The 22008-nt window shown below is 65.4% G+C and carries 24 protein-coding genes, 1 tRNA gene and 1 riboswitch; of the genes, 12 read left to right on the top strand and 13 right to left on the bottom strand.

Annotated features, from left to right (window positions below):
- From galE to ACQY4T_RS14205, 3 genes are read left to right on the top strand one after another with little or no spacing between them, the layout of a single operon-like run.
- Window positions 1-987: a UDP-glucose 4-epimerase GalE gene (galE, locus tag ACQY4T_RS14215; RefSeq protein WP_428531476.1), complete on the top strand. Its 987-nt coding sequence runs from the start codon at window positions 1-3 to the stop codon at window positions 985-987.
- Window positions 977-2404 (top strand): hypothetical protein, encoded by a 1428-nt coding sequence (locus ACQY4T_RS14210; RefSeq protein WP_428531473.1) that lies wholly within the window; start codon window positions 977-979, stop codon window positions 2402-2404. Before galE ends, ACQY4T_RS14210 begins: the two co-directional genes overlap by 11 nt.
- Window positions 2401-3648, top strand: coding sequence for an oligosaccharide flippase family protein (locus ACQY4T_RS14205; protein WP_428531470.1), 1248 nt, complete (start codon window positions 2401-2403; stop codon window positions 3646-3648). The genes ACQY4T_RS14210 and ACQY4T_RS14205 overlap by 4 nt, the downstream gene beginning before the upstream one ends.
- Window positions 3649-3669: 21 nt before the next feature.
- On the opposite strand, the gene ACQY4T_RS14200 is transcribed toward ACQY4T_RS14205, so the two are convergent.
- Window positions 3670-4143 carry a DUF5662 family protein gene (locus tag ACQY4T_RS14200; protein WP_428531467.1) on the bottom strand — a complete coding sequence of 158 codons (474 nt, stop codon included), beginning with the start codon at window positions 4141-4143 and terminating at the stop codon, window positions 3670-3672.
- Window positions 4144-4311: 168 nt separating this feature from the next.
- On the opposite strand from ACQY4T_RS14200, the gene ACQY4T_RS14195 reads away from it, so the two are divergent.
- The 3 genes from ACQY4T_RS14195 (at window position 4312) to ACQY4T_RS14185 (ending at window position 7210) form a co-directional block, all read left to right on the top strand.
- Complete coding sequence (locus ACQY4T_RS14195) at window positions 4312-5061, top strand: AAA family ATPase (RefSeq protein WP_428531464.1); 750 nt, start codon at window positions 4312-4314, stop codon at window positions 5059-5061.
- A 221-nt stretch (window positions 5062-5282) separates the two neighbouring features.
- Window positions 5283-6254, top strand: a complete 972-nt coding sequence (locus ACQY4T_RS14190) for an Hsp33 family molecular chaperone HslO (protein ID WP_428531461.1) — start codon at window positions 5283-5285, stop codon at window positions 6252-6254.
- 137 nt (window positions 6255-6391) lie between these two features.
- Window positions 6392-7210 (top strand): hypothetical protein, encoded by an 819-nt coding sequence (locus tag ACQY4T_RS14185; RefSeq protein ID WP_428531458.1) that lies wholly within the window; start codon window positions 6392-6394, stop codon window positions 7208-7210.
- 27 nt (window positions 7211-7237) lie between these two features.
- On the opposite strand, the gene folE is transcribed toward ACQY4T_RS14185, so the two are convergent.
- Together folE and apaG are read right to left on the bottom strand one after the other, a co-directional pair.
- Window positions 7238-7894, bottom strand: coding sequence for a GTP cyclohydrolase I FolE (gene folE / locus ACQY4T_RS14180; RefSeq protein ID WP_428531455.1), 657 nt, complete (start codon window positions 7892-7894; stop codon window positions 7238-7240).
- A gap of 190 nt (window positions 7895-8084) precedes the next feature.
- Entirely contained in the window at window positions 8085-8528 is a 444-nt protein-coding gene (gene apaG, locus ACQY4T_RS14175; RefSeq protein ID WP_428542879.1) for a Co2+/Mg2+ efflux protein ApaG, read from the bottom strand.
- Between the two features lie 49 nt (window positions 8529-8577).
- Between apaG and ACQY4T_RS14170 the strand changes: the two genes are divergently transcribed.
- Window positions 8578-8832: a hypothetical protein gene (locus tag ACQY4T_RS14170; RefSeq protein WP_428531453.1), complete on the top strand. Its 255-nt coding sequence runs from the start codon at window positions 8578-8580 to the stop codon at window positions 8830-8832.
- A gap of 22 nt (window positions 8833-8854) precedes the next feature.
- Here ACQY4T_RS14170 and metZ read toward each other — a convergent pair whose 3' ends face one another.
- On the bottom strand, window positions 8855-10087 hold the full coding sequence (metZ, locus tag ACQY4T_RS14165) for an O-succinylhomoserine sulfhydrylase (protein ID WP_428531450.1): 1233 nt from the start codon (window positions 10085-10087) through the stop codon (window positions 8855-8857).
- Between the two features lie 57 nt (window positions 10088-10144).
- Window positions 10145-10224, bottom strand: a riboswitch (SAM riboswitch).
- Window positions 10225-10442: 218 nt separating this feature from the next.
- Between metZ and ACQY4T_RS14160 the strand changes: the two genes are divergently transcribed.
- Window positions 10443-10516: transfer RNA gene (locus tag ACQY4T_RS14160), tRNA-Gly, on the top strand.
- A 3-nt stretch (window positions 10517-10519) separates the two neighbouring features.
- Here ACQY4T_RS14160 and ACQY4T_RS14155 read toward each other — a convergent pair.
- The 4 genes from ACQY4T_RS14155 to ACQY4T_RS14140 form a co-directional block, all read right to left on the bottom strand.
- Entirely contained in the window at window positions 10520-11005 is a 486-nt protein-coding gene (locus ACQY4T_RS14155) for a hypothetical protein (protein ID WP_428531447.1), read from the bottom strand.
- Between the two features lie 258 nt (window positions 11006-11263).
- Window positions 11264-11665 carry a response regulator gene (locus tag ACQY4T_RS14150; protein WP_428531444.1) on the bottom strand — a complete coding sequence of 134 codons (402 nt, stop codon included), beginning with the start codon at window positions 11663-11665 and terminating at the stop codon, window positions 11264-11266.
- A 283-nt stretch (window positions 11666-11948) separates the two neighbouring features.
- Window positions 11949-12389 (bottom strand): hypothetical protein, encoded by a 441-nt coding sequence (locus ACQY4T_RS14145; RefSeq protein ID WP_428531441.1) that lies wholly within the window; start codon window positions 12387-12389, stop codon window positions 11949-11951.
- A gap of 22 nt (window positions 12390-12411) precedes the next feature.
- Entirely contained in the window at window positions 12412-13767 is a 1356-nt protein-coding gene (locus ACQY4T_RS14140) for a FliI/YscN family ATPase (RefSeq protein ID WP_428542876.1), read from the bottom strand.
- 166 nt (window positions 13768-13933) lie between these two features.
- Here ACQY4T_RS14140 and ctrA point away from each other — a divergent pair, with 166 nt between their 5' ends.
- The 4 genes from ctrA to ftsY all read left to right on the top strand — a co-directional run bounded on the left by ctrA (window position 13934) and on the right by ftsY (window position 17771).
- Window positions 13934-14671 carry a response regulator transcription factor CtrA gene (ctrA, locus tag ACQY4T_RS14135; protein WP_428531438.1) on the top strand — a complete coding sequence of 246 codons (738 nt, stop codon included), beginning with the start codon at window positions 13934-13936 and terminating at the stop codon, window positions 14669-14671.
- Between the two features lie 126 nt (window positions 14672-14797).
- Entirely contained in the window at window positions 14798-15613 is an 816-nt protein-coding gene (gene dapF, locus ACQY4T_RS14130; protein ID WP_428542873.1) for a diaminopimelate epimerase, read from the top strand.
- The gene (mtaB, locus tag ACQY4T_RS14125) at window positions 15610-16839 is read left to right on the top strand and encodes a tRNA (N(6)-L-threonylcarbamoyladenosine(37)-C(2))-methylthiotransferase MtaB (RefSeq protein WP_428531435.1); all 1230 of its coding nucleotides are present in this window, start codon (window positions 15610-15612) and stop codon (window positions 16837-16839) included. Before dapF ends, mtaB begins: the two co-directional genes overlap by 4 nt.
- Complete coding sequence (gene ftsY, locus ACQY4T_RS14120) at window positions 16839-17771, top strand: signal recognition particle-docking protein FtsY (RefSeq protein ID WP_428531432.1); 933 nt, start codon at window positions 16839-16841, stop codon at window positions 17769-17771. Before mtaB ends, ftsY begins: the two co-directional genes overlap by 1 nt.
- 77 nt (window positions 17772-17848) lie before the next feature.
- Here ftsY and ACQY4T_RS14115 read toward each other — a convergent pair whose 3' ends face one another.
- The 5 genes from ACQY4T_RS14115 to ACQY4T_RS14095 form a co-directional block, all read right to left on the bottom strand.
- The gene (locus ACQY4T_RS14115; RefSeq protein ID WP_428531429.1) at window positions 17849-18106 is read right to left on the bottom strand and encodes a hypothetical protein; all 258 of its coding nucleotides are present in this window, start codon (window positions 18104-18106) and stop codon (window positions 17849-17851) included.
- A gap of 15 nt (window positions 18107-18121) precedes the next feature.
- Window positions 18122-19756 (bottom strand): PQQ-binding-like beta-propeller repeat protein, encoded by a 1635-nt coding sequence (locus ACQY4T_RS14110; RefSeq protein WP_428531424.1) that lies wholly within the window; start codon window positions 19754-19756, stop codon window positions 18122-18124.
- 19 nt (window positions 19757-19775) lie between these two features.
- The gene (locus ACQY4T_RS14105; RefSeq protein ID WP_428531421.1) at window positions 19776-20297 is read right to left on the bottom strand and encodes a hypothetical protein; all 522 of its coding nucleotides are present in this window, start codon (window positions 20295-20297) and stop codon (window positions 19776-19778) included.
- On the bottom strand, window positions 20294-20839 hold the full coding sequence (locus tag ACQY4T_RS14100; protein ID WP_428531418.1) for a hypothetical protein: 546 nt from the start codon (window positions 20837-20839) through the stop codon (window positions 20294-20296). The genes ACQY4T_RS14105 and ACQY4T_RS14100 overlap by 4 nt, the downstream gene beginning before the upstream one ends.
- 164 nt (window positions 20840-21003) lie before the next feature.
- Window positions 21004-21843, bottom strand: coding sequence for a class I SAM-dependent methyltransferase (locus tag ACQY4T_RS14095; protein ID WP_428531415.1), 840 nt, complete (start codon window positions 21841-21843; stop codon window positions 21004-21006).
- Window positions 21844-22008: the final 165 nt, after the last annotated feature.

The raw sequence follows: 22008 nt of genomic DNA, 5'->3' as shown, positions 1-22008 counted from the left end.
ATGACGCAGCGTTTCCTTGTCACCGGCGGGGCCGGTTACGTCGGCAGCCACCTGGTTGCCGCCCTGCTGGATCGGGGCGACGAGGTCACCGTGCTGGACAACCTGCGCACCGGCCACCGAACGGCGGTGCCCGGGGCGGCGCGGCTGGTGGTGGCCGATCTCGCCGATGCCGCGAAGCTCGACGCGGTGCTGGGCCACGGGACGTGGGACGCGGTGTTTCATTTCGCCTCGCTGTCGCAAGTCGGCGAAAGCATGCGCATGCCGATGCGCTATTTGCTGGACAACGCGGCGAATGGCATCCGGCTGATCGATGCCTGCGTGCGGCATGGCGTGGGGCGGTTCGTGCTGTCATCGACAGCGGCGCTGTTCAACCTCGACAGCGCCGAACCGATCCCCGAGGACGCGCCGATCGATCCGCAATCGGCCTATGGCGACAGCAAATGGATGATCGAGCGGGCGCTGCGCTGGGCCGGCCAGGTTCATGGGCTGCGTGCCGCCTGCCTGCGCTATTTCAACGCCGCCGGCGCCGATCCGGCCGGGCGGCTGGGTGAGGACCATCGGCCGGAATCGCACCTGATCCCGCTGGTGATCGATGCCGCGCTGCGCCGCCGCCCCGCGCTCGACTTGTTCGGCGACGACTACAAGACGATCGATGGCACCTGCGTGCGCGATTATGTGCATGTCTCGGACCTGGCCACGGTGCATCTGTTGGCGCTGGAGGCACTGGCGCAGGGTTCGGTCGTGTGGAACCTGGGCAACGGCGCCGGGCATTCGGTCAAGCAGGTGATCGCCGCGGTCGAGCGGGTTTCCGGGCTGGATGTGCCGTATCAGGTGGTCGGGCGCCGGGCGGGCGACGCCGCGGTGCTGGTGGCGTGCTCACAGCGTGCGCGGCAGGCCGGCTGGCGGCCGATGCACGAGGACCTGGACGATATCGTCGCAACCGCCTTCGCCTGGCGTCAATCGCATCCGGGTGGCTATGGCAACTGATCGGACCGCGCTATGGGCGGTGCCGGCGGCGGCTGCCTTGCTGCTGTGGCCGGCGCTGTGGAACGGCTATCCGATCGTGTTCGCCGACAGCGGGACCTATCTGTCCCAGGCGATCGAGCACTACGCCGGCTGGGACCGTCCGGTGTTCTACTCGCTGTTCATGCTGCCGCTGCACGCCACCATCAGCGTCTGGCCGGTGATCGTGGCGCAGGCGCTGCTGGCTGCCTGGGTGCTGTGGCTGGTCGCCGAGGCGCTGGGACTGTTCGCCGGGGCGCCGGGGCGCGTCTGGGGGATCGCTTTCGTCGCCGGCGTTGGCCTGCTATCGGCCTGCACCTGGCTGCCATGGCTGGTCTGCCAACTGATGCCGGACCTGTTCACTCCGCTGCTGGTTCTGGCGATCTGGTTGCTGGCCTGGGTTCCGGAACGGCTGTCGCCACGCCAGCGCGTCGCTATGGCGGCATTGGCCGGGTGCATGATCGCCACGCAAATGTCCAGCCTGCCTCTCGCGTGCGTGCTGCTGGCGCTAGGCGCGATCACGAGCGGCGCGAGATCCGGCCGGCTTCGACCGGCCAGCGTGACGATCGCAACCGGTTCGGCGCCGCCGCGGCTTTCAGCCGGCCGCAGCTGGCTGCTGATCGTACTGCCTCCGGCGTTGGCCGTGCTCGGCCTCTGCGGGGTCAATCTCGCCGCCCACAAGCGATTTGCGATCTCGCCATTCGGCAACGTGTTCCTGCTGGCGCGGGTGATCTACGACGGCCCCGGAATGGCCGCCCTGCGGCAGGATTGCCCGGCCCGACAGTGGTGTCTGTGCCGCTTCCTCGACCGCTTCCCGGCCAACTCCGACGACTTCCTGTGGACCGAAGACAGTCCGCTGCGCCGCGCCGGGGGCCCGAAAGTTGTGTCCCGCGAGGCCGGGGCGATCATCACCGCCGCGCTGCTGGCCGATCCGCTGGGCGAGGCACGGGCGGCGCTTGGCAACGGGCTGGAGCAACTCACCCGGTTCGCCAGCGGCGATGGCCTGAATGCCTGGCCGATCCAGGTGTCGCCGGTGATCGAGCGGCATTTTCCCCCGCGTGAGCAGGCCGAATATGCCGCCGCGCGGCAGCAAACGGGCAGCCTGGCGATGCCGCCCGTACTCGCTTTCCTGCACCGCATCTTCGGGCTGACCGGGATCCTGTGCTGTGCGCTGCTGCTGCCAGTCGCGATCAGACGGCGCGCCGCTTGCACCGGTCTGCTGCTGACCGTGCTGGTCGCGTTGCCGCTGAGCGCGATGATCACCGGCAGCCTGTCGGCGCCGCACGACCGCTACCAGGCCCGCATCATGTGGCTGCCGCCGTTCGTCGCGGCGCTGTCGACGTTGTGCTTGCGCCCGCAGGTCTCGCTGCGCCCGCGGATCCCGACGCGCCGGCCGGCATGAGGCGCAACGCCTTCTGGTCCGGCCTCGAGGCGGGGGTTTCCGCCCTCCTGTCGCTGATTACCTCGTTCGCGGTCGCCCGCATCGTCGGTCCGACCGAGTTCGGCATCGGCGCGGCGGCGACGGCGGTGCATGTCGTGCTGTGGGTGGTGGTCAATGCGCTGTTCGCCGACGCCCTGGTGCAGCGGGCCACCATCAACGACCGCATCCTGTCGAGCGCGTTCTGGGCATCGAGCGGCGTCGGCTGCATCGCGATGCTGTTGCAGGCAGCCTCCGGCTGGGGCCTGGCCGCCCTGCTGGGCGATAATCGGTTGATCCCGATGGCCCTGGTGCTGGCCGCCCCGCTGCCCCTGGTCGGCGCCGCGGGCGTGATGCAGGGGCTGCTGACGCGCGAACGGGCATACCGTCGGCTCGCGTTGCGGACACTGATCGGCCAGGGCTTGGGCACGACGGTCGGCGCCGCGGCCGCGCTCGCTGGGGCTGGCGGCTGGGCGCTGGTCTGCCAACAGGGCGTTACCACCAGCGTTGGCGCGCTTTCCCTGCTGATCGGGCGGAACTGGACGCCCGCCCGCTGCCTGGACTGGGCGGCGGTGCGCTCGCTGCTGAGCGTCGGGGGCCCGCTGACCGCATCCACGCTAGTACTGATCGGGCGCTACCGGCTGTTCGCGGTGCTGATCGGCGCAACCGGGGGCGCCGCGGTGCTGGGGCAGGTGCACATCGCCTTCCGCCTGGTCGATAGCGTGCGCGAGCTGACATTCACCGCGCTGTGGCGGCTGATGCTGCCGGCGCTGTCGGAACATCAGCACGACCGGCGCGCGCTGCTGGCGCAGGTCGATCGCTGGCTGCGCTGGTGCGCGGCGGCGGTTCTTCCGCTGTGCGGGCTGTTGGCGATCATGCTGACCCAGGCGGTGGCGCTGCTGATGGGTCCGCGCTGGATCGCCACCGGACAGGCGGCGCTGCCGTTGGTCGGCCTGATGGCATGGTCAACGCTGTCGTTTCCTGCCGGCGTGGCGCTGATCGCGGCCGGGCAGGCCCGGTTCACGCTCTACGCCAACCTCGCCGGCATGGCCGCGAGTGCCGTCGGCGTGCTGCTGTTTCGCCCGACCGACCCGTGGCAGGCGGTGATGATCTGGACGCTGAGTCAGGTCTTGGTCAGTCCGTACAGCCTGTGGGTCAACGCCCGCGCCCTGGGGGTCAACATGATCCGGCCGCTGACCGGCGGCTTGAGATGCCGCGCGGCGGTGTAGCGGCAGCTACAGGAGTGCCGTTCAGCCGGACGTTGGCCAGCGAGCCAAGGTGTTGGCCAGAATGCTGGCAAGCTGTGGCTCGATGTGGAACAGAGCGACGTTGTGCGCCAGCTTGACGCCGTCCCGCGGGTGGCGTTGGGCCGACGCCATCCAGTCACAGACCATCTCGACAACATCGAACAGATCCATTCCGGCAATGCCGCGTTCGCCGTAGTGCTCAGGGTGGTGCGAGTTGTGCGCGTAATGGTGCTGCAACATCGGCTTGGCGTGATCCAGCAGCGCCTGGTATTCGGCTGAGCCATAGGCGGCGCCGGCCAGCAAGGGCAGCACCCGGTCAAACGTCGGTTTCTCGGCTGGGGTCAGCTTGCTGCCATCATGTCCGGCGCCGGGCTTAAGCATCTCGGTGACGAAGCTGTCGAGGTGATCGCGCACCAGGGCTATGTGGGCCAGCGTATCGGCTCGGCTGTCATGACCAGATCCTGACTGATCGCTCATGTATCCGAACCTATGTTTGAGTGATGCAGGGCCGGTTGCTTTGTTTTCGTCGGGCGACGAGCGCCTCGGGTGACCCTGCGTTGCGTCGCCACGCGGACGCGTCGCATAGTCATGCGATCCAACTGGCGTCGATGTGCCGACGGTGCTGAATGGACGCGTCGCGATAGAATGAGCCGCAAAACCAGCCATACCTCACTTCGGGCACCTTTTCTCAAGCGGGTGGAACTGATGATGGATCGCGTGCCCGATCACGCCATCTATCCGTTCTCAATCCCGGCGATCAGCGCCGAGCCGTTCCAACTCGAATTCACCAATGCCGTTACAATCTTGACCGGGATCAACGGTAGCGGCAAATCGACCATTGTCGAGGCGCTCGCCCACGTTTGCGGATTCGGTCGCTACGGTGGAAACCAGAACTACGCCGTGGGCGGCGATGACGGCGAAATGTTGGGGAGATATCTCAGGCCGGCATGGCTGCCAAAGGTAACCAAAGGCTTCTACACCCGTGCCGAAACCTTTGCCCGCTTCATCAACCAGGTGGACGACTTCGACGCCACGGGGGCCTACGGCGGCAGATCCCTTTCCGAACGCTCACACGGAGAAGCCTACCTGGAAGTGTTCAGAAATCGCGTTCATGGCCAGGGGGTTTTTCTGTTCGACGAACCGGAGGCCGCGCTGTCTCCCTCCCGGCAAATTGAGTTTCTGCAGTTGTTGCAGACGGCCGAGAACTCCGGCGACGCACAATTCGTCATCGCGACCCATTCCCCGCTCCTCATGGCCTACCCTGGCGCGACGCTGCTGCATCTGACCGATTTCGGCCTGGTGGAACGGTCGTTCACGCTAACGGAGCATTTCAGGGTCTTGCGTGAATTTTATCTCGACCCCGAGGTGTTCATGGAAGCCATTTTCACCGGCTGACGCATCGCCTTCGAACAGTGACCACCCGGCCAAGATCACGTTTCCCGTCACACCGCCGGGCTGTCAAGCGCGCACCAGCGCAATGTGGGTGAGCATATTGACTCCGCTGTCATAGCCTGGCCGACGGCCCATCGGTCCGCCCCTTTGTTCGAGCGATGTGCGCGACCGGCTCCCGCGGCAACCCGGTAGCGCCACGGGAAGGAGATCACTATCTTGCGGCGATGTCCGATACGCCAGCCTTCCTAGATAGCGGCCGTCCGCCGGTACCCGATCTTGTAGTGCCGCGCGCCGTATTGCCGTTTTTTCTGCCGCGCCGACCGGTCCGCGGGCGCCTCGTGCGTCTGGGCACGCTGGCGGACGCGCTGCTGACTCGCCATGACAACCATCCGGCGGTGACCCGTCTGGTCGGGCAGGCCCTGGCACTGGTCGCCGGGTTGTCCACCGCGCTGAAATTTCGCGGCTCTTTCAGCCTGCAGGCCAAGGGCGACGGGCCGATCTCGATGCTGCTAGCGGACTGCACCGACGCGGGCGAACTGCGCGGCCACGCCCTGGTCAGGTCCAGCAAACTGGACGCGTTGCTCGCCCGCGATCCGCAACCCTCGACCGCGGCGCTGCTGGGCGGCGGCTTCCTCGCCTTCACTGTCGATCCAGGCGGCGAGCAGAATCGCCATCAGGGCATCGTCGCGATCGAAGGTGACTCGCTGGCCGAGATGGCATTGCATTATTTCGACACCAGCGAGCAGTTGCGCTGCCAGGTCCAATTGGCCTGCGAGCAAACCGCGGCGGGCTGGCGTGCCGCCGCGTTGATCCTGGAGAAGGTCGCCGGCGCCGGCGGCATCGATCCGGCCCTGAACGAAGCCGCACAGGAGGACAGTTGGCACACCGCGACGACGCTGGCGGCCACGGCAACCGAGCGGGAACTGCTGGACGACGAGTTGCCCGCCGATCGGCTGCTGTATCGGCTGTTCCATACCGAGGGCGTTGCCGCGGACCGTGCCCGAGCGCTGTCGTTCGGCTGCCGCTGCTCGCGCGCCCGCCTGGCGAGCATTCTAGAGGGCTTTCCACCGGATGACCTGGATCACATGACCGTCGATAATGATATCGTTATGACCTGTGAATTTTGCAACTATGATTTCCGGTTCCCGCGCCAGGACGTGCACGGACAAAGCTCGCGGCCGGGATCGTCGAGGTAGACCCAAGGCCGACCAGAAGGGGGTTTGCACCGGTCGCTGCTAGCCTCTATTCCCCTGGCCGCCCCGCCTGCCCTGCCCCACGCATTCCGGTTGCACAAATTTCGACTGGTCTGGCCAACAAGGAACCACCTGCCTTCATGCCACCCGCAAATCTGAACCGCCGCTTCGTGCTGCTGCTGCCGCTCGCGCTCGCAGCCTGCGGAGGAAATGACGAGGTCGCGTTCAACGCGCTGCGCTACAATGACCTGCCGCCGATCCAACTGAACGTGGCCTCGGTCAAGATCGAGCAGCGTTTCGTGCCGTCCGGCGTGCCACCGGATGTCAGCAACCAGGACCCGTCGCCTCCGGTGGAGGCGCTGAAGGCCATGGCCGGCGACCGCCTGCAGGCGTTTGGCACCGCGAACCAGGCAGTGTTCGCTATTCTGGACGCAACCTTGACGCGCGAGGGCAATGTCATTCTGGGGTCGATGGCCGTGTCGCTGACTATCCTGAGCGATACCGGCACGCAGCTTGGATTTGCCGAGGCCCGGGTCCAAAGTCGCCACACCGGTCAATTGGACCACCTTCGCCGCGTGCTCTACGACCTGACCAAGAGCATGATGATCGACATGAACATCGAGTTCGAATACCAGATCCGCCACAACCTCAGGAGTTGGCTGACCAACACGGTGGCGCCCGATACGCCGGTGGAGCAGGCGCCGCTGAGCCAATCACCCGGTCAGCCGCAATCTGGTCAGCCGCAATCTGGCCAGCCGCAATCGGATCAGCCGGTGCAGCCCTATCAGCCGCCGCAGAACTATCCGCCGGCGCCAGCTTATCCATCTTCGACGCCAGCATATCCGCCCTCGCAAGCGTATCCCACAGCGCCACCGGATCAGGCGCAGCCATATCAGCAGCCGCGATATCAGCCGCCGTCGGCCGATCAACCGTATCCGCCGACGCAATCGCCGCAATAGGGATGACCGGCTGCCGGGCGGCGAAGTCTACTCGGTAAGGATATTCGAGCCTCGGTTGCCGATCATCGCCAACAGTTCTCGCCGCGTCGCCGCATTGTCGCGAAACGCGCCCAACATGCGGCTGGTGACCATGGTGACGCCGGGTTTGTGGACCCCGCGTGTTGTCATGCACTGATGGGCTGCCTCGATCACCACCGCGACGCCGCGCGGCATCAGCACGTCCTGGATTGTGTTGGCGATCTGCGCTGTCAGCTTTTCCTGGATCTGCAGGCGCTTGGAATAGGCATCAACCACTCGCGCCAGCTTGCTGATGCCGACCACTCGGCGGTGCGGCAGGTAGGCGACGTGGACCCGGCCAATGATTGGCGCCATGTGATGCTCGCAAGTGCTCTCCAGCCTGATGTCGCGCAGCAGCACGATCTCGTCGTAGCCGTCAGTCTCTTCAAAGGTGCGTTCCAGAAGCGCCACTGGATCCTCCGCGTACCCCACGAAGTATTCCTGATAGGCCCGAGCGACCCGGGATGGCGTGTCGCGCAGGCCTTCGCGGTCGGGGTCATCGCCGGCCCAGCGCAACAGCACGCGAATGGCCGCTTCCGCCTGTTCACGCGTAGGGTGCCGGTCCGCCGACGTACTGGCGGCCGCTGCCTTGGTGGGGCGGTTCGAGGCGGGCGTAACGATATTCACCGTGCAGACTCCTCCGGCTTATCAACAGGACCGTGCGATTCGACGCGATATGGGGCCGGTTCTGGGCCCCGCAATTCAAGTTTGTCAGGTGGCGTGGTAATCCAGGATTGGCGGCGGCTGCGTTCTGCCCGGGGAACTTGCATTCGGGCAAGAGCACGCCACGGCCGGGTTTCATGGACCCCGGGTCAGCCTAGTGCACCCTGCCGGTTTGATGCGGGCTGTCCAGGCTGAAGGCTGGAATGGCGACATCGAAGTTCTCACCCGACGACGGCACCTGCATGTGGTAGGCGCCGACCATGAAGCCGGACGGCGTGTCGAGCGGTGTCCCTGAGGTGTATTCGAAACTCTCGCCCGGCTCCAGAAGCGGCTGCTCGCCGACAACGCCGGCGCCATGCACGTGCTGGGTGCGGCCGCGCGCATCGGTGATCTGCCAGGTGCGGCGCAGCAACTGGATCGGCTCCGCTCCCTGATTCTCTATCTTCACGCGATAGGCCCAGACAAAATGATTCTCGTCCGGCTGCGATTGATCGGCCAGAAAAAACGAGCGGACCGAGACGTGGACATCGCGAGTCGTGCGCGCATAGTCAGAACGCACGGGAGCAGCGGCGCGGCCTGAGCGCTGCGGTTGGATCATGGGCGAGGTCGCACGCTTGCCGCGGCCGGGCTTGGAATCTTCAGACGACATGACAGCACACCTTCTTGCCTTGCCGGGACTTCAGATCAAGGACGAATCCAACGGGTTTGTCCAGGACGGCGGGATGACCTTGGTGGCGGTGGGCCTGGCTGGTTCGACTGCTGGCCGTGACACTCCTTCCGCGTGCGGATCGAGGCGAAGCTTGATCGGATCGCCGGACAAAGTGTTTAAGAAACGAGTCTGCCAAATTGTGTTTGCCGCAATGGATACAAATCGTCATCTGGGAAGCAAAAATCAGATGTGACCAGCGTGCTCGGGTCTTACGGTCAGTCGGCCGCCAGCCCTGATATCCGAGCGGCCGGGCAGTACAGCGCCTGACGGAGGTCCTGCTCGATGTCGTTGGCATCCTCGAGCCCGATCGAAAGGCGGATGACGCCGTCGGTGATGCCAAGCCGCGCGCGTTCCTGCTCGCCGATCCGCATATGCGTCGTTGTGGCCGGATGGGTTGCCAGTGACTTGGAGTCCCCAAGGTTGTTGGAAACGGCAATTAGTTGCAAACGGTTCATCACCTGGAAGGCGCTAGTCTTGCCGCCGGCGACCTCGAACGTCACCACTGTTCCCCCAGCGCTCATTTGTCGCCGTGCCAGCGCCTGCTGCCTGTGGTCGTCGCGCGTCGGATACCAGACCCGCGTCACCCCCGGCTGCTCGGCAAGGAAGTCGGCGATCGACGCAGCGGCCCGGCTGGCCGCGTCGACCCGCAGCGCAAGGGTCTCGATCCCCTTCAACAGGACCCACGCGTTGAACGGTGACAGCGCTGGGCCGGTGTTGCGGATGAACGGCTGCAACACGTCGTTGATCCATTTGCCGCGGCCAAGGACCGCACCGCCCAACACCCTTCCCTGACCGTCGATGTGTTTGGTGCAGGAGTAAACCACCACATCGGCGCCCAACTTGAGCGGTTGCTGCAGCAGCGGGGTGGCGAACACATTGTCCACCACGACGATCGCCCCGGCCGCATGCGCCAATTCCGCCACCGCCGGCAAATCAACCAATTCTAGCATCGGGTTGGACGGGGTTTCCAGCAGCACCAGATCGGCTCGGCGCGACAGCGCGGCCTGCCACTGCGCCAGATCGGCGCCATCGACGAATTCAGCCTCGATGCCGAATTTCGGCAACAAGGTCGACACGATCCAATGGCACGACCCAAACAACGCCCGTGCCGCCACCACGCGATCACCGGTCTTCAGGTGCGCCAGCAGCGCGGCGTTGACCGCGGCCATGCCGGTGGCGGTGGTGCGACACGCCTCGGCGCTTTCTATCAGGCAGAGCCGCTGCTCCAACATGGCCACTGTCGGATTGGCGAACCGGGAGTATTGATAGTGCTCGACCGTGCCGGCGAATGTCGCCTCGGCTTGTTCGGCGTCATCGTAGACGTAGCCCGAGGTTAGAAACAGCGCTTCCGCGGTTTCGCCATGATGGCTGCGCTCAATGCCGCCATGCACGAGGCGGGTGGCGGCGCCCAAACGGGACAGATCGAGTCGGGAGGGATCGCGTGTCATGTGCCAGGGCCTTTTTGCGCGTTGGCCCGACCGTTGAGCAGCTTGGGTTCGGAAAAACCGAGCCTGATGCTGGCCTCTTTAGCGCGCTTGTTTCACCTCGCCGCAATCCGGCCGGACAAATCACGAGGGCCGGAACTGTGCCGGCCCGATGCTGATACGGCTAAAACCGACGATGCGTCAACGGCAGGGGCGGACCCGGGACGTCGTGGTCACCGCGGCGGGCGGCAATCCGACTATATTGGCGCCAATGCCACATGAAGGCTGACCAACCGAAGGCTGACCAACTAACGCCTGAACGACTGGCGCGCGGGCGAATTGCATCACTTGCGGGAAGCGATTAAAAGTCTGCTGGGACGCGGGTGTAGTTCAATGGTAGAACGGCAGCTTCCCAAGCTGCACACGAGGGTTCGATTCCCTTCACCCGCTCCAGCTCTATCGCGGTGTCCGTGTCGATGGGTTGGCGCCTCGATCAGCGGTATCCGAACCGTCATCGAACAGCGGCGTCTCGGTATCCTGCGAACGGGTGCCGGCGATTTCTGACCCGTCGGTCGTGGTGTAGAGCGGTGTCTCCATGTCGGAGCGGCCCACCGAACGCGGCTTCGGCAAGCGGAACGGCGCCGTGTCCTGAGAAAACGGCGATCCTTCGGAAGGCGGCGTCTCCTTGAAGAAATCGATCGGCGGCGGCGGTTGCTTGATTGGCGCCATGGTTTTCTGCTGATCGGAGCCGAGAGAGCCGAGAAACGACAGCCCGTAGTCCTTGTCCAGCGTTGACGGCGTTTCTGGCGAGTCCCCTAACCCCTGGTATTGTGACTGAGACTGCTGAGGAGCGCCCTGGGCTCGCAAACCGGCCGCTGGTACCGCCAGCCCAACAAAGCAGGCCGACAGCAGCCATGTCCGCGACATCCGTGACCGCTTCATATCGCCTCTCCTTGCCGGAGAGAACAACAGACCCGAAGCCGCAGGCCCAAAGCAAATCGCTCCTGCGTGAAAGGCCGCCATTCGGGAGCAGATTTTCGCCATTGAACAAGACCCGGTTTGTAACCGCTATGCGCTACACCGCAGTGTGCCAGGTGTTAGCAAGAGGCAGGTTCAGCCCCCGAAGACCGGTTACTGACGCAAACCCAGACCTCGCCCAGTCCATTGCAGCATCGCACACAATTGGCAACGCTGCAACGACTACGCATCGAGCAATGCGGCGATGCGGGTTGCGACCTGGGTTTGCGAATACGGCTTCTCGATAAACCTGGCGCTGGGGATCGTGGCTGCGGGGACGGTTCTGCCACCGTAGCCGGAGGTTAGCAAAACCGGCACCGTTGGGTAATGAAAGCGAAACCACTCGGCCAGGGCAAAACCATCCATCTTTCCTGGCATTCTGACGTCGCTGAACACAAGACTGACCGGCTCGTCGCCGTCCATCGCCGCTATCGCCTCTTTGGCGTCGCCGGCCTCAACTACGTTGTAGCCACAATCGCGCAAATACTCGGCAATCGGCATCCGCACCATCATTTCGTCCTCGACGACGAGAACGGTATGCGTGCCGTTCGGCTCCGTGAAACTACAGCTTCTTGCAATGGACATCCGATCCATAACCCTCAATCTAACGCAGAGGTCCCAAGAATGCCGGGATCGTCGCGGCAATTTCTCGTGATGCGACGGGCTTTTTCGAAGTGACCGAAACGGATTGCAGCTTAAATTTCGTTGCCTATTCAAAAGCCCGATCCGTGCGCGCCATGCCGAATTGTGTTCTGACCCTGTGTCACACGGCCGTCCACGACTTGCGGGACAATCTTCATTGGCCCCCGATGCATCGACCTGGTCCGGGTTTCAGGCGTTTTGAAGGTTCGCCGGCGCGATTATCAGCCTATGTTCCGGGGCGCCCGGGTGGTGAGTGAAGCTGACCGGCGTGTCGACGGGCCGGACGCGCAATGTCGTCCAACTCGTGTTGCGCCAGCCTGACGACATCAGCCTGACTGGCCGTCGCCCGTTCAGCGATCAACTGGTCCACCGCCTCCGCCGCGGTTCGCGCGGCTGTGAGCACCACCCGCGCCTGCTCCGAAGCGGTTATGGCCTCAGCCAAGTGCAATGCGGCCGCGCCGCGTTCCTCTCGCGCCACGGCGGACCGGATAGCCGCCATCTCCTGAAACTGATGGCCGTCCTCCCAGTTATCGCTAATCGCCCGGTCCCGCCGCGCGGAGACTTCGAGCAAGCTGATCCGAGCGACTGTTTCGGCCTCGGCCCGCAGGCAGGCCGCAAGCGCTTGGCGGGCGGACTCGACCGCCCGTCGCCGCACCGCCTGCAACACCGGCAACCGATCCCCGGGCAACTTAGCCAGCCAATGCCTGGTTCAGACGCTCGAACGACTCAACAAACTCGGACCGCTCGCCCGGCGCCTGTTGCAGAAATTCCTCGATCGCCGGGGTCAGCCGCAACGCCTCGTCCACCGCCGAATCGGTGCCGGGTCGGTAAGCGCCCAAACGGACCATGTCAGCCATTTCGCCGTGCAGCGACAGGATCGCCCGCGCGCGGCGCAGTGCGGCGGTCTGGGCATCGTCCAGGCAGGAGGCAGCGACCCGCGACAGCGAGCGCAGCACGTCGATCGCTGGATAGCGCCCCGCCTCGGCGATCTTGCGGTCCATGACGATATGCCCGTCCAGGATGCCGCGCACCGCGTCCGCCACCGGCTCGTTTTGGTCATCGCCTTCGACCAGCACGCTGAACAGCCCGGTGATCTGCCCAGCGGTGCCATCCGGGCGAACCGGACCGGGCCCGGCGCGTTCCAGCAGCCTGGGCAGTTCGGCGAACACGCTGGGCGGGTAGCCGCGGGTTGCCGGCGGCTCGCCCAGCGACAGCCCGATCTCGCGCAGGGCGAGGCAGAACCGGGTGACGCTGTCCATCAGCAACAGCACCGACAGCCCTTGATCACGAAAATGTTCGGCAACCGACATAGCGGTGTAGGCGCACTGACGGCGCATTAGCGGCGGCGAGTCCGAGGTCGCCACCACCACCACCGCGTGCGCCAGCCCTTCCGGGCCAAGCTCGGTCTCGATGAAATCCCGGACCTCGCGACCGCGCTCACCGACCAATGCCAGCACCACGACATCACAAGCGGTGCCGCGGGTCAGCATCGCCAATAGCGTCGACTTCCCGACACCCGATCCGGCGAACAGACCTAGGCGCTGACCTTGCCGGCAGGTGGCGAAGCAGTTGAGCGCGCGCACGCCCAGATCGATGCGCGGACCAAGGCGGGCGCGTGAGGTTGCCTCGGGCGGTGCGACGCGCGTCGATCTAGGGTGCGACCCGCCCAGCAGAATACCCGCCTGGTCGAGCGGGTTTCCCAGCGGATCGATGACCCGGCCGAGCCAGCCGGACGCGACATCCAGCATGGCATCGGACCCACCAAGCAGCAGCGCCTTGGCGCCGTGCGCCAAGCCGTCGAGCGATCCATATGCCATTGCCTGCAGTGCCGCGTCGCGAAAGCCGATCACCTCGGCCGGAACGATACGGCCTCGAAGGGTGCGAAGCGCCAGCCGATCGCCGATCGCGGCAAGCCCGGTCAGCCCTTCTACCTCGACGACGAGGCCCAGCATCTTTGTAACGGTTCCGCTGATTTCGGCGATCTGGGTGCGACGCAAGCGTGCTTTACAGGCATCCACTCGCGTCACGAGATTATAACGTATCATTGACACTGAAATGTCCAAATAACATTCGTGTTCTGTATACATTCGCATGCAATTCGGCGGATTCAGTGATCATCGGCAAAAATTACAATATTTCGTTGAGAAAATGTTAGCCAAAAACACGCAATGGTGATATACATTCATTCATGCTTGGTTAAGGAGAGGCCGGATGCGCGTCCTTCTGGTTGAAGAAGATCTGATTGCCGCCCGCGGCATCACGTTGATGCTGAAGGCTGCCGGTGCGGTGGTCGATCAGACCGACAGCGGGGAAGACGCGCTGGAGTTGCTGCGCCATTATGAATACGACATTGTTCTGCTCGATCTGGCGTTGCCCGATATCGAGGGTTTCGAGGTCGTGCGGCGCATGCGGGTGTCGCGCAACGACACCCCGGTGCTGATCCTGTCCGGCGTGACGCTGCCGCAGGCTCGGGTCAAGGCGCTCAGCCTGGGGGCCGACGATTTCATCACCAAACCGTACGACAAGGCCGAGTTGCTGGCGCGGATGCAGGCCATCATCCGCCGCAGCAAGGGGTTCAGCCAGCCAACGGTGCGGTTCGGCCGGCTGGAATTGAACCTCGACAGCCGGGAAGTATCGGTGGACGGCAAGGATGTGCACCTGACCGGCAAGGAATACGCGATCCTGGAGTTGCTGGTTCTGCGCAAGGGCATGGTGCTGACCAAGGAGGCTTTCCTCAACCATCTTTACGGCGGGATGGATGAACCAGAGGTTAAGATCATCGACGTTTTTGTCTGCAAGTTGCGCAAGAAGCTGGCCCGCGCCGGCGCCGACGGCATTATCGGAACGATCTGGGGCCGTGGCTACATGATTCGCGAGGCGGCGCCGCAGGAACCGGTGGCACCGGCGTTTGAACCGCTGCGCATTCCGCGCTTGTCGCCTGCCGCCTGATCTGAAGTATCCTCGCGCCGGTCGCGTCTCAACGACGTGACCGGCAACACGGGCGGTCTGTGACGCCCGGCGCCCCGGCAGGACCGTCCGCTGGTGCGTCGGCCGCAATCCGTTCTATATCGCGGCATGACCATCTGCTTCGTGAAGATGCATGGCTGCGGCAACGATTTCGTCATCCTCGATCAGCGCGCGCACCGCTTTGACGTCGATCCGGCTCAAATCGCGGCGCTGGCCGACCGCCACACCGGGATCGGCTGCGACCAGTTGATCGTCATCCAGCCCACGCCGTCGGCCGACGGCTTCATGCGGATTTACAACCAGGACGGCTCCGAGGCGGGGGCATGCGGCAATGCGGCGCGCTGCGTAGCCGACATCCTGCTGCGGGAAACCAGCCGCAGCGATGCGATCATTCGCACCGTTTCGGGGGATCTGACCGCCACTCGGCGCGGAGACGGTCTTATCCAGGTCGATATGGGGCCGGTCCGGCTGGACTGGACCGACATCCCGCTGGCCCATCCGATGGATACGCTGCAACTGGACCTGCCCGGCGCACCCGCCGCCGCCAGCATGGGCAACCCGCACGCGACGGTGTTCGTGCCCGACCTGGACGCCGCACCGGTAACCACGCTGGGTCCGAAGCTGGAACACGATCCGATCTTCCCCCAGCGCGCCAATATCGGCTTCGCCCAGGTGCTCGATCCCGAAACCATCCGGCTGAAGGTGTGGGAGCGTGGCGTTGGCCTGACCCTGGCATGTGGTTCCGGCGCCTGCGCCACACTGGTCAACGCCCATCGCCGCGGCCTGACCCACCGGCGCGCCACGGTCATCCTCGACGGCGGCGCCCTGGATATCGAGTGGCGTGACGACGGCAACCTGCTGATGACCGGACCGGTCGCCACCAGCTTCCGCGGCCAGGTCGCGCTGGGGACCTATCCGCCATGACGGCCGATATCCTGACCTTCGGCTGTCGCCTCAATACATACGAAAGCGAGGTGATGCGCGGGTTGTCGGCGGAGCATACCGATACCGTCGTGGTCAATACCTGCGCCGTGACAGCCGAGGCCGAACGTCAGGCGCGCCAGGCGATCCGCAAACTGGCGCGCGAACGCCCCGGCGCGCGGATCGTCGTCACCGGCTGCGCGGTGCAGATCGATCCCGCCGCCTGGGCCGAACTGCCCAACGTCCACCGCGTGCTGGGCAACGACGACAAACTGCGGCCGGAGAACTGGCGACCGGACGCCGGATCAGCGGTATCCGACATCATGGCGGCGCGCGAAACCGCGGCGCACCTGGTCACTGAATTCACCACGCGCGCCCGGGCGTTCGTGCAAGTGCAGCAGGGTTGCGACCACCGCTGCACGTTCTGCATCATCCCGTTCGGCCGCGGTCCGAACCGCTCGGTTCCGATCGGCGCGATCGCCCAGCAGGTGCGCACGCTGGTCGCCCGCGGCTATCAGGAGATCGTGCTGACAGGGGTCGATGTCGCCTCGTACGGCGCGGACCTGCCTGGCGTGCCCTCGCTTGGTCAGATGATCCGGCGGCTGTTGCTGGCGGTGCCGGAACTGCCCCGGTTGCGGCTGTCCTCGATCGACCCGGCCGCAATCGACGCCGATCTTTGGCGCCTGATCGCCGAACAGCCGCGGCTGATGCCGCATCTGCATCTGTCACTGCAGGCCGGCAGCGACCTGATCCTGAAGCGGATGCGTCGCCGCCACTCGCGCGCCGAGGCGATGGGCGTGATCCATCGCGCCCGCGACCTGCGCCCCGGCATTGCCATCGGCGCCGATCTGATCGCCGGCTTTCCCACCGAGACCGACGCGCTGTTCGAAGACACACTGCGCTTCGTGCAAGAGGCCGCCCTGCCCTATCTGCACGTGTTTCCCTACAGCGAACGCCCCGGCACTCCGGCCGCGCGGATGCCCGCGGTCGCCAAGCCGGTGCGCCGGGCCCGCGCCGCCGCGTTGCGCGCGGCCGGGGCGAGCGAAGCAGGCCGTTTCTTCGCCGGTCAGATCGGCCGGCAGATCTGGTTGCTGACCGAGTCCGATCAGTCCGGTCACAGCGAACATTTCGCCCCTGTCCGTCTGGCACGGCCGATCGAGGCGAACCGGCTGGTCCGCGCAACGGTCACCGGATCGACCGCGGACCAACTGCTGGCCGAGGCCGCCTGATGGCGCTCGGTGGTTTCATCTCGCGCCTGAAGGAAGGCCTGTCGCGCAGCACGCAGAAACTGTCCGGCGGCATCACCGCGGTGTTCCGCAAGCGCCGGCTGGACGACGAGGCGCTGGAGGAACTGGAGGAACTGCTGATCTCGGCCGATCTCGGCACCGCGGCCTCCGCCAAGGTGATTGCCGCGTTCCGCCGCACCCGTTTCGGCAAAGAAGTGACCGACGAGGAGATCCGGCAAGCCCTGGCCGAGGAAATCACCGCCATCCTGGCGCCGGTCGCCAAGCCGCTGGAACTCGACCCGGCGCGCCGCCCTCACGTGGTGCTGGTGGTCGGCGTCAACGGCACCGGCAAGACCACGACGATCGGCAAGTTGGCGCAGATCTATAAGGAGCAAGGCCGGCGCGCGGTGATGGCGGCCGGCGATACCTTCCGCGCGGCGGCGGTGGAGCAGCTGCAGATCTGGGGTGATCGCACTGGAACCCCGGTGGTTGCCGGCGGCAAGAACGCTGACTCGGCCGGATTGGCGTTCGATGCGCTGACCCGAGCGAAGACCGACGGCGCGGATGTGCTGCTGATCGACACCGCCGGGCGGCTGCACAACAAGGCCGCGCTGATGGATGAATTGGCCAAGATCATCCGGGTGCTGCGCAAGCAGGACGCCACCGCGCCGCACTCGGTGCTGCTGGTGCTGGACGCGACCACCGGGCAGAACACGGTGCAGCAGGTCAAGATCTTCAAGGAAATGGTGGCGGTGAGCGGACTTGTCGTCACCAAGCTGGATGGCAGTGCCAGGGGCGGCATCGTGGTCGCACTGGCGGAAACCTTCGGGTTGCCGGTGCATGCCGTGGGGGTGGGAGAAAAAGCCGGCGACCTGCGCCCGTTCGACGCCGAGGAGTTCGCCCGCGGCCTGGTCGGCGCCGAGGCTGGCGCGTAGAGTTCGATCGCGCCACCCCGCCTCAAGCCCGGACCACGCTGGGTGCCGAAGTTGCCGCCTCTCGGCGGCAGGCGATGTCAACGACCGTCAACCGAAAACGCCATGAGCACCGTGCCAGGCCGATCCGAGTGACCCCAGTAGCCTGAACTGACGTAGACCATTCCGCCCGCGATTGTTGGACCGGCCCCGTCCAGCACACCACCCTGCGCGTCATGACCTGCCACCGTCATGACCGGCGTCGAGCCGGTATCGTATTCCCAGATGATCCGTCCGGTTGAAGCGTCGAAGGCACGGAAGCGGCCGTCCATGGAGCCGCCGAAGACCACGCCTTGCATCGCCGATATGGCCTGCTAGATACCCGGGAAGCAGTAGACGTTCCGCCACGCGCACGACTGCTTCGGAAGGCGGGTTCGCCACAGGATCGCCCCATCGCTGATCCGCAGCGCCGAAAGACCCGGCTCCGCTTCCGCCGAGGGGACGTAGATGTCCGAGATCGGCACAAACATCGTGTCCGTGTCGGCCACCAGGCCAAACTCGATCCCGCCAAGCGGACCTCCCGCGCTCAGTCGCCGCGACCAGAGGACCGTGCCGTCGTGGTCCGGATCAAGCGCAGCGACCTCACCCGATTTCTGCCCGACCAGCAGGGTTTGGCGCCCATTCGATGCGGTGTCCGGGATCGGCGATGCACCGAAGTCGGCGTCCTGCCCGAGCTTCGTCGGGCAGTTGGCTCCGGGGCGCGGACTGTGGCAGCCGTCGATGTAGGTATCGTCACGGGTCCGTTGATTGGACCAACGGATCGCCCCATTCGCCTCGTCCAGCGCGAGGATCGCGTCGGCGTTGGGAAAGTCCAGGTCGGTATAGGAGTCGCCGGTGGCCACGTAGACCAGGTGACGCTTGTCGTCCACGGTCGGAGCCGACCAGATCGCACCGCCCGCCGGACCAAACATCTGTGCCCCGGCAGCGTTCAATTTGAACGGCTTGGCGGGCTCGGGCGTGACGTAGGTCTTCCATAGCAGCTTGCCGCTCCGCGCATCCAGCGCCGCGACTGCACCGCGGAATTTGCAGCACTGATAGGAGGGGTCTTTGGCGATCGCTTCTTCGGCTGACGAGACGGGCACGAATAGCCGCCCGTCGTGCAGCGTCGGCGACCCGGTCATCTGCACCTCGCGCTGGGTATCGACTTGCGTCTTCCAAAGCACAACGCCGCGATCGGCATCCAGCGCGTAAGCCGTGCGGGTATAGTCGGCGAAGTAGACGGCGAAGTGGCTTGGCCCGTCCGCCAACGGGCCAACGACGATGCTGCTCCGGGTCGGGGCCGGCGCGTCGAAGCGCCAGTAGGCGCACCCGGATTTCGCATTCAGCGCGTAGACCGCGCCGGAAGACGCGTTCAGGAACAAACTGTCGCCAATTACCGTCGCCTGACCCCCGCGCGAGTTGGCGTAGGCAAAAGCCCATTTCAGCTTCAAGCGCGGCACCTCCGCCGCCGTGAAGCCGGGATCGGGCTGGAAGCGCGGCTGCTCGTCCGTGCGCCCCCAGCCGTTCCATTGATCCAGCCGCATGAGGTCAATGGCCTCGGGCTTGCTCTTGCAAAGCGGGGCTTCCGGCCCGACGCCGCTGACCGCGCCGCCATCGCGAGTAGAGAGGTAGGCCGCCACGGAGGCGATCCCGTGCGGTGAAAGACCCCGTGCCATCGGCCGCATGATGCCGCCGAACAAGGTCGCCGCAATGAAGGCGCGGGTATTGTCCGAGATCACCGCCTTGGACGTTATGCGGCCGCCCGGATGATCGTGACAGCCCGCGCAACGCGCGCCGTAGAGCGTGCCACCGAGCGCGGGATCGCCGCCCTCGCCGCTCAACATCCCGATGACGCCGTTGCCATCGCCGGACGGCGGTGCGGCCCTGACCGTGGACCGCGCAAGGCTCAATCCGAGCAGAAGCACGCCAGCAATCGCGGCGCACGCGACCGGCAACGATAGTTTCATCATGCGCGACCCGATCACCTGTTCAACCGCCCGCGCCCGGACCATAATGATCGGTGAACGGTCCGCGCTTGCAAGCGTAACCTTGCGGCGGCGGCGCGAGCCTGAACTGGTCTGGCCGCGAACCTTTCGGAAACGATGCGAGCGTATCAAGCGCCCAAAGGTTGAAGGCGTTGGTGTTCACCTGCGGCCACATATGACCGTCGTGCACCGTGCAGGAAACCTCCACCACATCCTCGAACGAGGCATAGTAATTCGAAGCCGCCTGGGTGCTCGGACGGTAGTCCGCGCAGAGCACCGCGCCACAGTACCAGATGTCCTTGTCACCGCCCCAGACCACGATGACGATCATCGGTCCTGGCTTCGACCCCAGCGGAAACGGGCCGACGCGACCCTGATGGATCACGTTCGGGGCAGCCTTCACGGCGTTTCGGGCGGCATCGAACGAAAGCGCCGATCCGTCGTCGCGAGTGACGTACCGCTCCCCGGATACCGCCATGCCGCCGGCCCAGAAGTCTTGCCGGAAGGTTAGCGCCCGATTGGTCATCGTCCCGCCGGACGAAATGCCGCCGATATAAGCCGACGCGCGTCGAGCGGGAACTTCGTGCCGACGCACTTGACCATCGCGACCAGGAACCGCGAGTCCGGCCCCTCGTCGGTCTGGAACGGTTGGCCCGCCGCGCCGGGCGCGCGACCCTCGTGCCAGGGATTCCAGGCCCAGCCCTGATGACCCGGCCCGTTGCAGACGCCGGCGCGCAGGTTCGAATCCTGATTCGCGCATTCGCGGACTGGCCCGATAACCATGAAATCATGCTCCGCCAGCTTGGCGTTGGCTCCGCTGCGCTGGACGTAAAGGTTGTCGTTGGTCGATTCCACGGACCCGGTCAGCGGCACCCAGACCGGGGCTGGTCGATCGGCGTGCCTGGGCGGCACGACGATGAAGGCACGCTTGACGCCGTCCGACACGAAATCAGTGTTGAGGCCCGCGTGCACCTGGTAGCCATCGGGACAGCTCCATGTCTCAGCGAGCGCCAGCGGCGCGAATGCGAGGCTGAGTGCTGCTGCGAGCAGTGCTGCAAAGCTCCTCATCGGGACTTGCTCATGATCGGCATGGGAAGGCATCGGACCTCTGCAAGAGAACTGCCTTAGGGACTGGTCCCAATTATCTTTCCCAGCACCAAGCGAGGGGCGAGGCCAGCGAAGGGTTTCGGAATATTGTTGGCATGGTGAGGGCTCGCGCTCCGGGGCAATTGTCAGGCCGGCTTGCGGGCCACGATTTCAACTGCCCGCGTGCGTCCGTCTTCAGCCGCTCGCTGCGCATTCAGCCGGCAGCGCAGGTATTGCTCGCCCATCAGAACGTGCACCCCCACCGTCGGCAGACCTTGCTGCTCTATTCGCTGCCGCATCGCCGCGCCGTCCGCCAGGTTGGCTTGCGAGACATCGCGGAACGCCAGGATCTCGAACCCGGCCGCGGCCAGATCGCGACGCGTTTCCGCATCCGTTGCCAGGAAGCTGTTGCGCGCCGCCGCCGCCCATGGCACCGGAAATTCGGGCGCCCCATCTGATCCTGCGTTGATATGGCACAACACCAACCGTCCGCCCGGTTTGAGCACGCGAAAGGCCTGGCGATAGACCGCCGCCTTGTCGGCGATATTCATCACCGCGTTATGCGAATAAGCACGGTCGAAGCCGGCCTCGGGAACCGGCAAATCGAGCGCGCTGCCCTGCACGATGCGCACCCGATCGGCCATCCCTGCCGCGCTGTTCAGCGCCCGCGCCGCATCGCAGAACGCGGGCGTAAGGTCCACGCCGGTGACACTGCAATCGAACATCATGGCGATCCATCGCGCCGGCCCACCAATGCCGCTGCCGATATCCAGGATCGCTTCGCCCGGCCCTGGGTCCAGCAAGGCGACAAGGTCCTGGGTGGCCCGCACGCCGCGGCCGTGAACGTGGTCCAATGGCGCCAGTGTCTCGGGATCGATCGCCGCATCGGTGCCGTTGGCGGTGCGCAGCGCCTGCAGGATCCGGGCGGCGATGTCGGCTCCGGAGCTTGACCCGGCATAATGGTCCTCAACTCGCTGGCCTGGCATCAGATACTCTCCCTTGCGGACCCTTGCGGATGAAGGCGCCTGGTGTCCCGGGTCCGAAGTTCGCCATATCAGGCGAACATCAGCCTCGCGACACTAGCTCTTTGTTTTCAGTGGCCTGCTGATCCCATACGTCCGCCGCAAAGTGCGGCGAACTTCTGGGGCAGG

Source organism: Rhodopila sp. (assembly GCF_965277825.1).
In the GTDB taxonomy this organism is placed as follows: domain Bacteria; phylum Pseudomonadota; class Alphaproteobacteria; order Acetobacterales; family Acetobacteraceae; genus Rhodopila.
This window is presented reverse-complemented; position numbering and strand designations above follow the sequence as displayed.

Excerpts from the sequence above, each read along its gene's own strand:
- ACQY4T_RS14170 (WP_428531453.1), top strand. The coding sequence starts at position 8,578 with ATGACAGCACACCTTCTTGCCTTGCCGGGACTTCAGATCAAGGACGAA.
- ACQY4T_RS14105 (WP_428531421.1), bottom strand. The coding sequence starts at position 20,297 with ATGACCAATCGGGCGCTAACCTTCCGGCAAGACTTCTGGGCCGGCGGC.
- ACQY4T_RS14205 (WP_428531470.1), top strand. The coding sequence starts at position 2,401 with ATGAGGCGCAACGCCTTCTGGTCCGGCCTCGAGGCGGGGGTTTCCGCC.
- metZ (WP_428531450.1), bottom strand. The coding sequence starts at position 10,087 with ATGACACGCGATCCCTCCCGACTCGATCTGTCCCGTTTGGGCGCCGCC.
- ACQY4T_RS14095 (WP_428531415.1), bottom strand. The coding sequence starts at position 21,843 with ATGCCAGGCCAGCGAGTTGAGGACCATTATGCCGGGTCAAGCTCCGGA.
- galE (WP_428531476.1), top strand. The coding sequence starts at position 1 with ATGACGCAGCGTTTCCTTGTCACCGGCGGGGCCGGTTACGTCGGCAGC.
- ACQY4T_RS14155 (WP_428531447.1), bottom strand. The coding sequence starts at position 11,005 with ATGAAGCGGTCACGGATGTCGCGGACATGGCTGCTGTCGGCCTGCTTT.
- ACQY4T_RS14110 (WP_428531424.1), bottom strand. The coding sequence starts at position 19,756 with ATGATGAAACTATCGTTGCCGGTCGCGTGCGCCGCGATTGCTGGCGTG.
- ACQY4T_RS14185 (WP_428531458.1), top strand. The coding sequence starts at position 6,392 with ATGCCACCCGCAAATCTGAACCGCCGCTTCGTGCTGCTGCTGCCGCTC.
- ACQY4T_RS14195 (WP_428531464.1), top strand. The coding sequence starts at position 4,312 with ATGAGCCGCAAAACCAGCCATACCTCACTTCGGGCACCTTTTCTCAAG.
- ftsY (WP_428531432.1), top strand. The coding sequence starts at position 16,839 with ATGGCGCTCGGTGGTTTCATCTCGCGCCTGAAGGAAGGCCTGTCGCGC.
- ACQY4T_RS14115 (WP_428531429.1), bottom strand. The coding sequence starts at position 18,106 with ATGCAAGGCGTGGTCTTCGGCGGCTCCATGGACGGCCGCTTCCGTGCC.
- mtaB (WP_428531435.1), top strand. The coding sequence starts at position 15,610 with ATGACGGCCGATATCCTGACCTTCGGCTGTCGCCTCAATACATACGAA.
- ACQY4T_RS14150 (WP_428531444.1), bottom strand. The coding sequence starts at position 11,665 with ATGTCCATTGCAAGAAGCTGTAGTTTCACGGAGCCGAACGGCACGCAT.
- ACQY4T_RS14140 (WP_428542876.1), bottom strand. The coding sequence starts at position 13,767 with ATGATACGTTATAATCTCGTGACGCGAGTGGATGCCTGTAAAGCACGC.
- ACQY4T_RS14200 (WP_428531467.1), bottom strand. The coding sequence starts at position 4,143 with ATGAGCGATCAGTCAGGATCTGGTCATGACAGCCGAGCCGATACGCTG.
- ACQY4T_RS14190 (WP_428531461.1), top strand. The coding sequence starts at position 5,283 with ATGTCCGATACGCCAGCCTTCCTAGATAGCGGCCGTCCGCCGGTACCC.
- ACQY4T_RS14100 (WP_428531418.1), bottom strand. The coding sequence starts at position 20,839 with ATGAGGAGCTTTGCAGCACTGCTCGCAGCAGCACTCAGCCTCGCATTC.
- ACQY4T_RS14210 (WP_428531473.1), top strand. The coding sequence starts at position 977 with ATGGCAACTGATCGGACCGCGCTATGGGCGGTGCCGGCGGCGGCTGCC.
- ctrA (WP_428531438.1), top strand. The coding sequence starts at position 13,934 with ATGCGCGTCCTTCTGGTTGAAGAAGATCTGATTGCCGCCCGCGGCATC.
- dapF (WP_428542873.1), top strand. The coding sequence starts at position 14,798 with ATGACCATCTGCTTCGTGAAGATGCATGGCTGCGGCAACGATTTCGTC.
- apaG (WP_428542879.1), bottom strand. The coding sequence starts at position 8,528 with ATGATCCAACCGCAGCGCTCAGGCCGCGCCGCTGCTCCCGTGCGTTCT.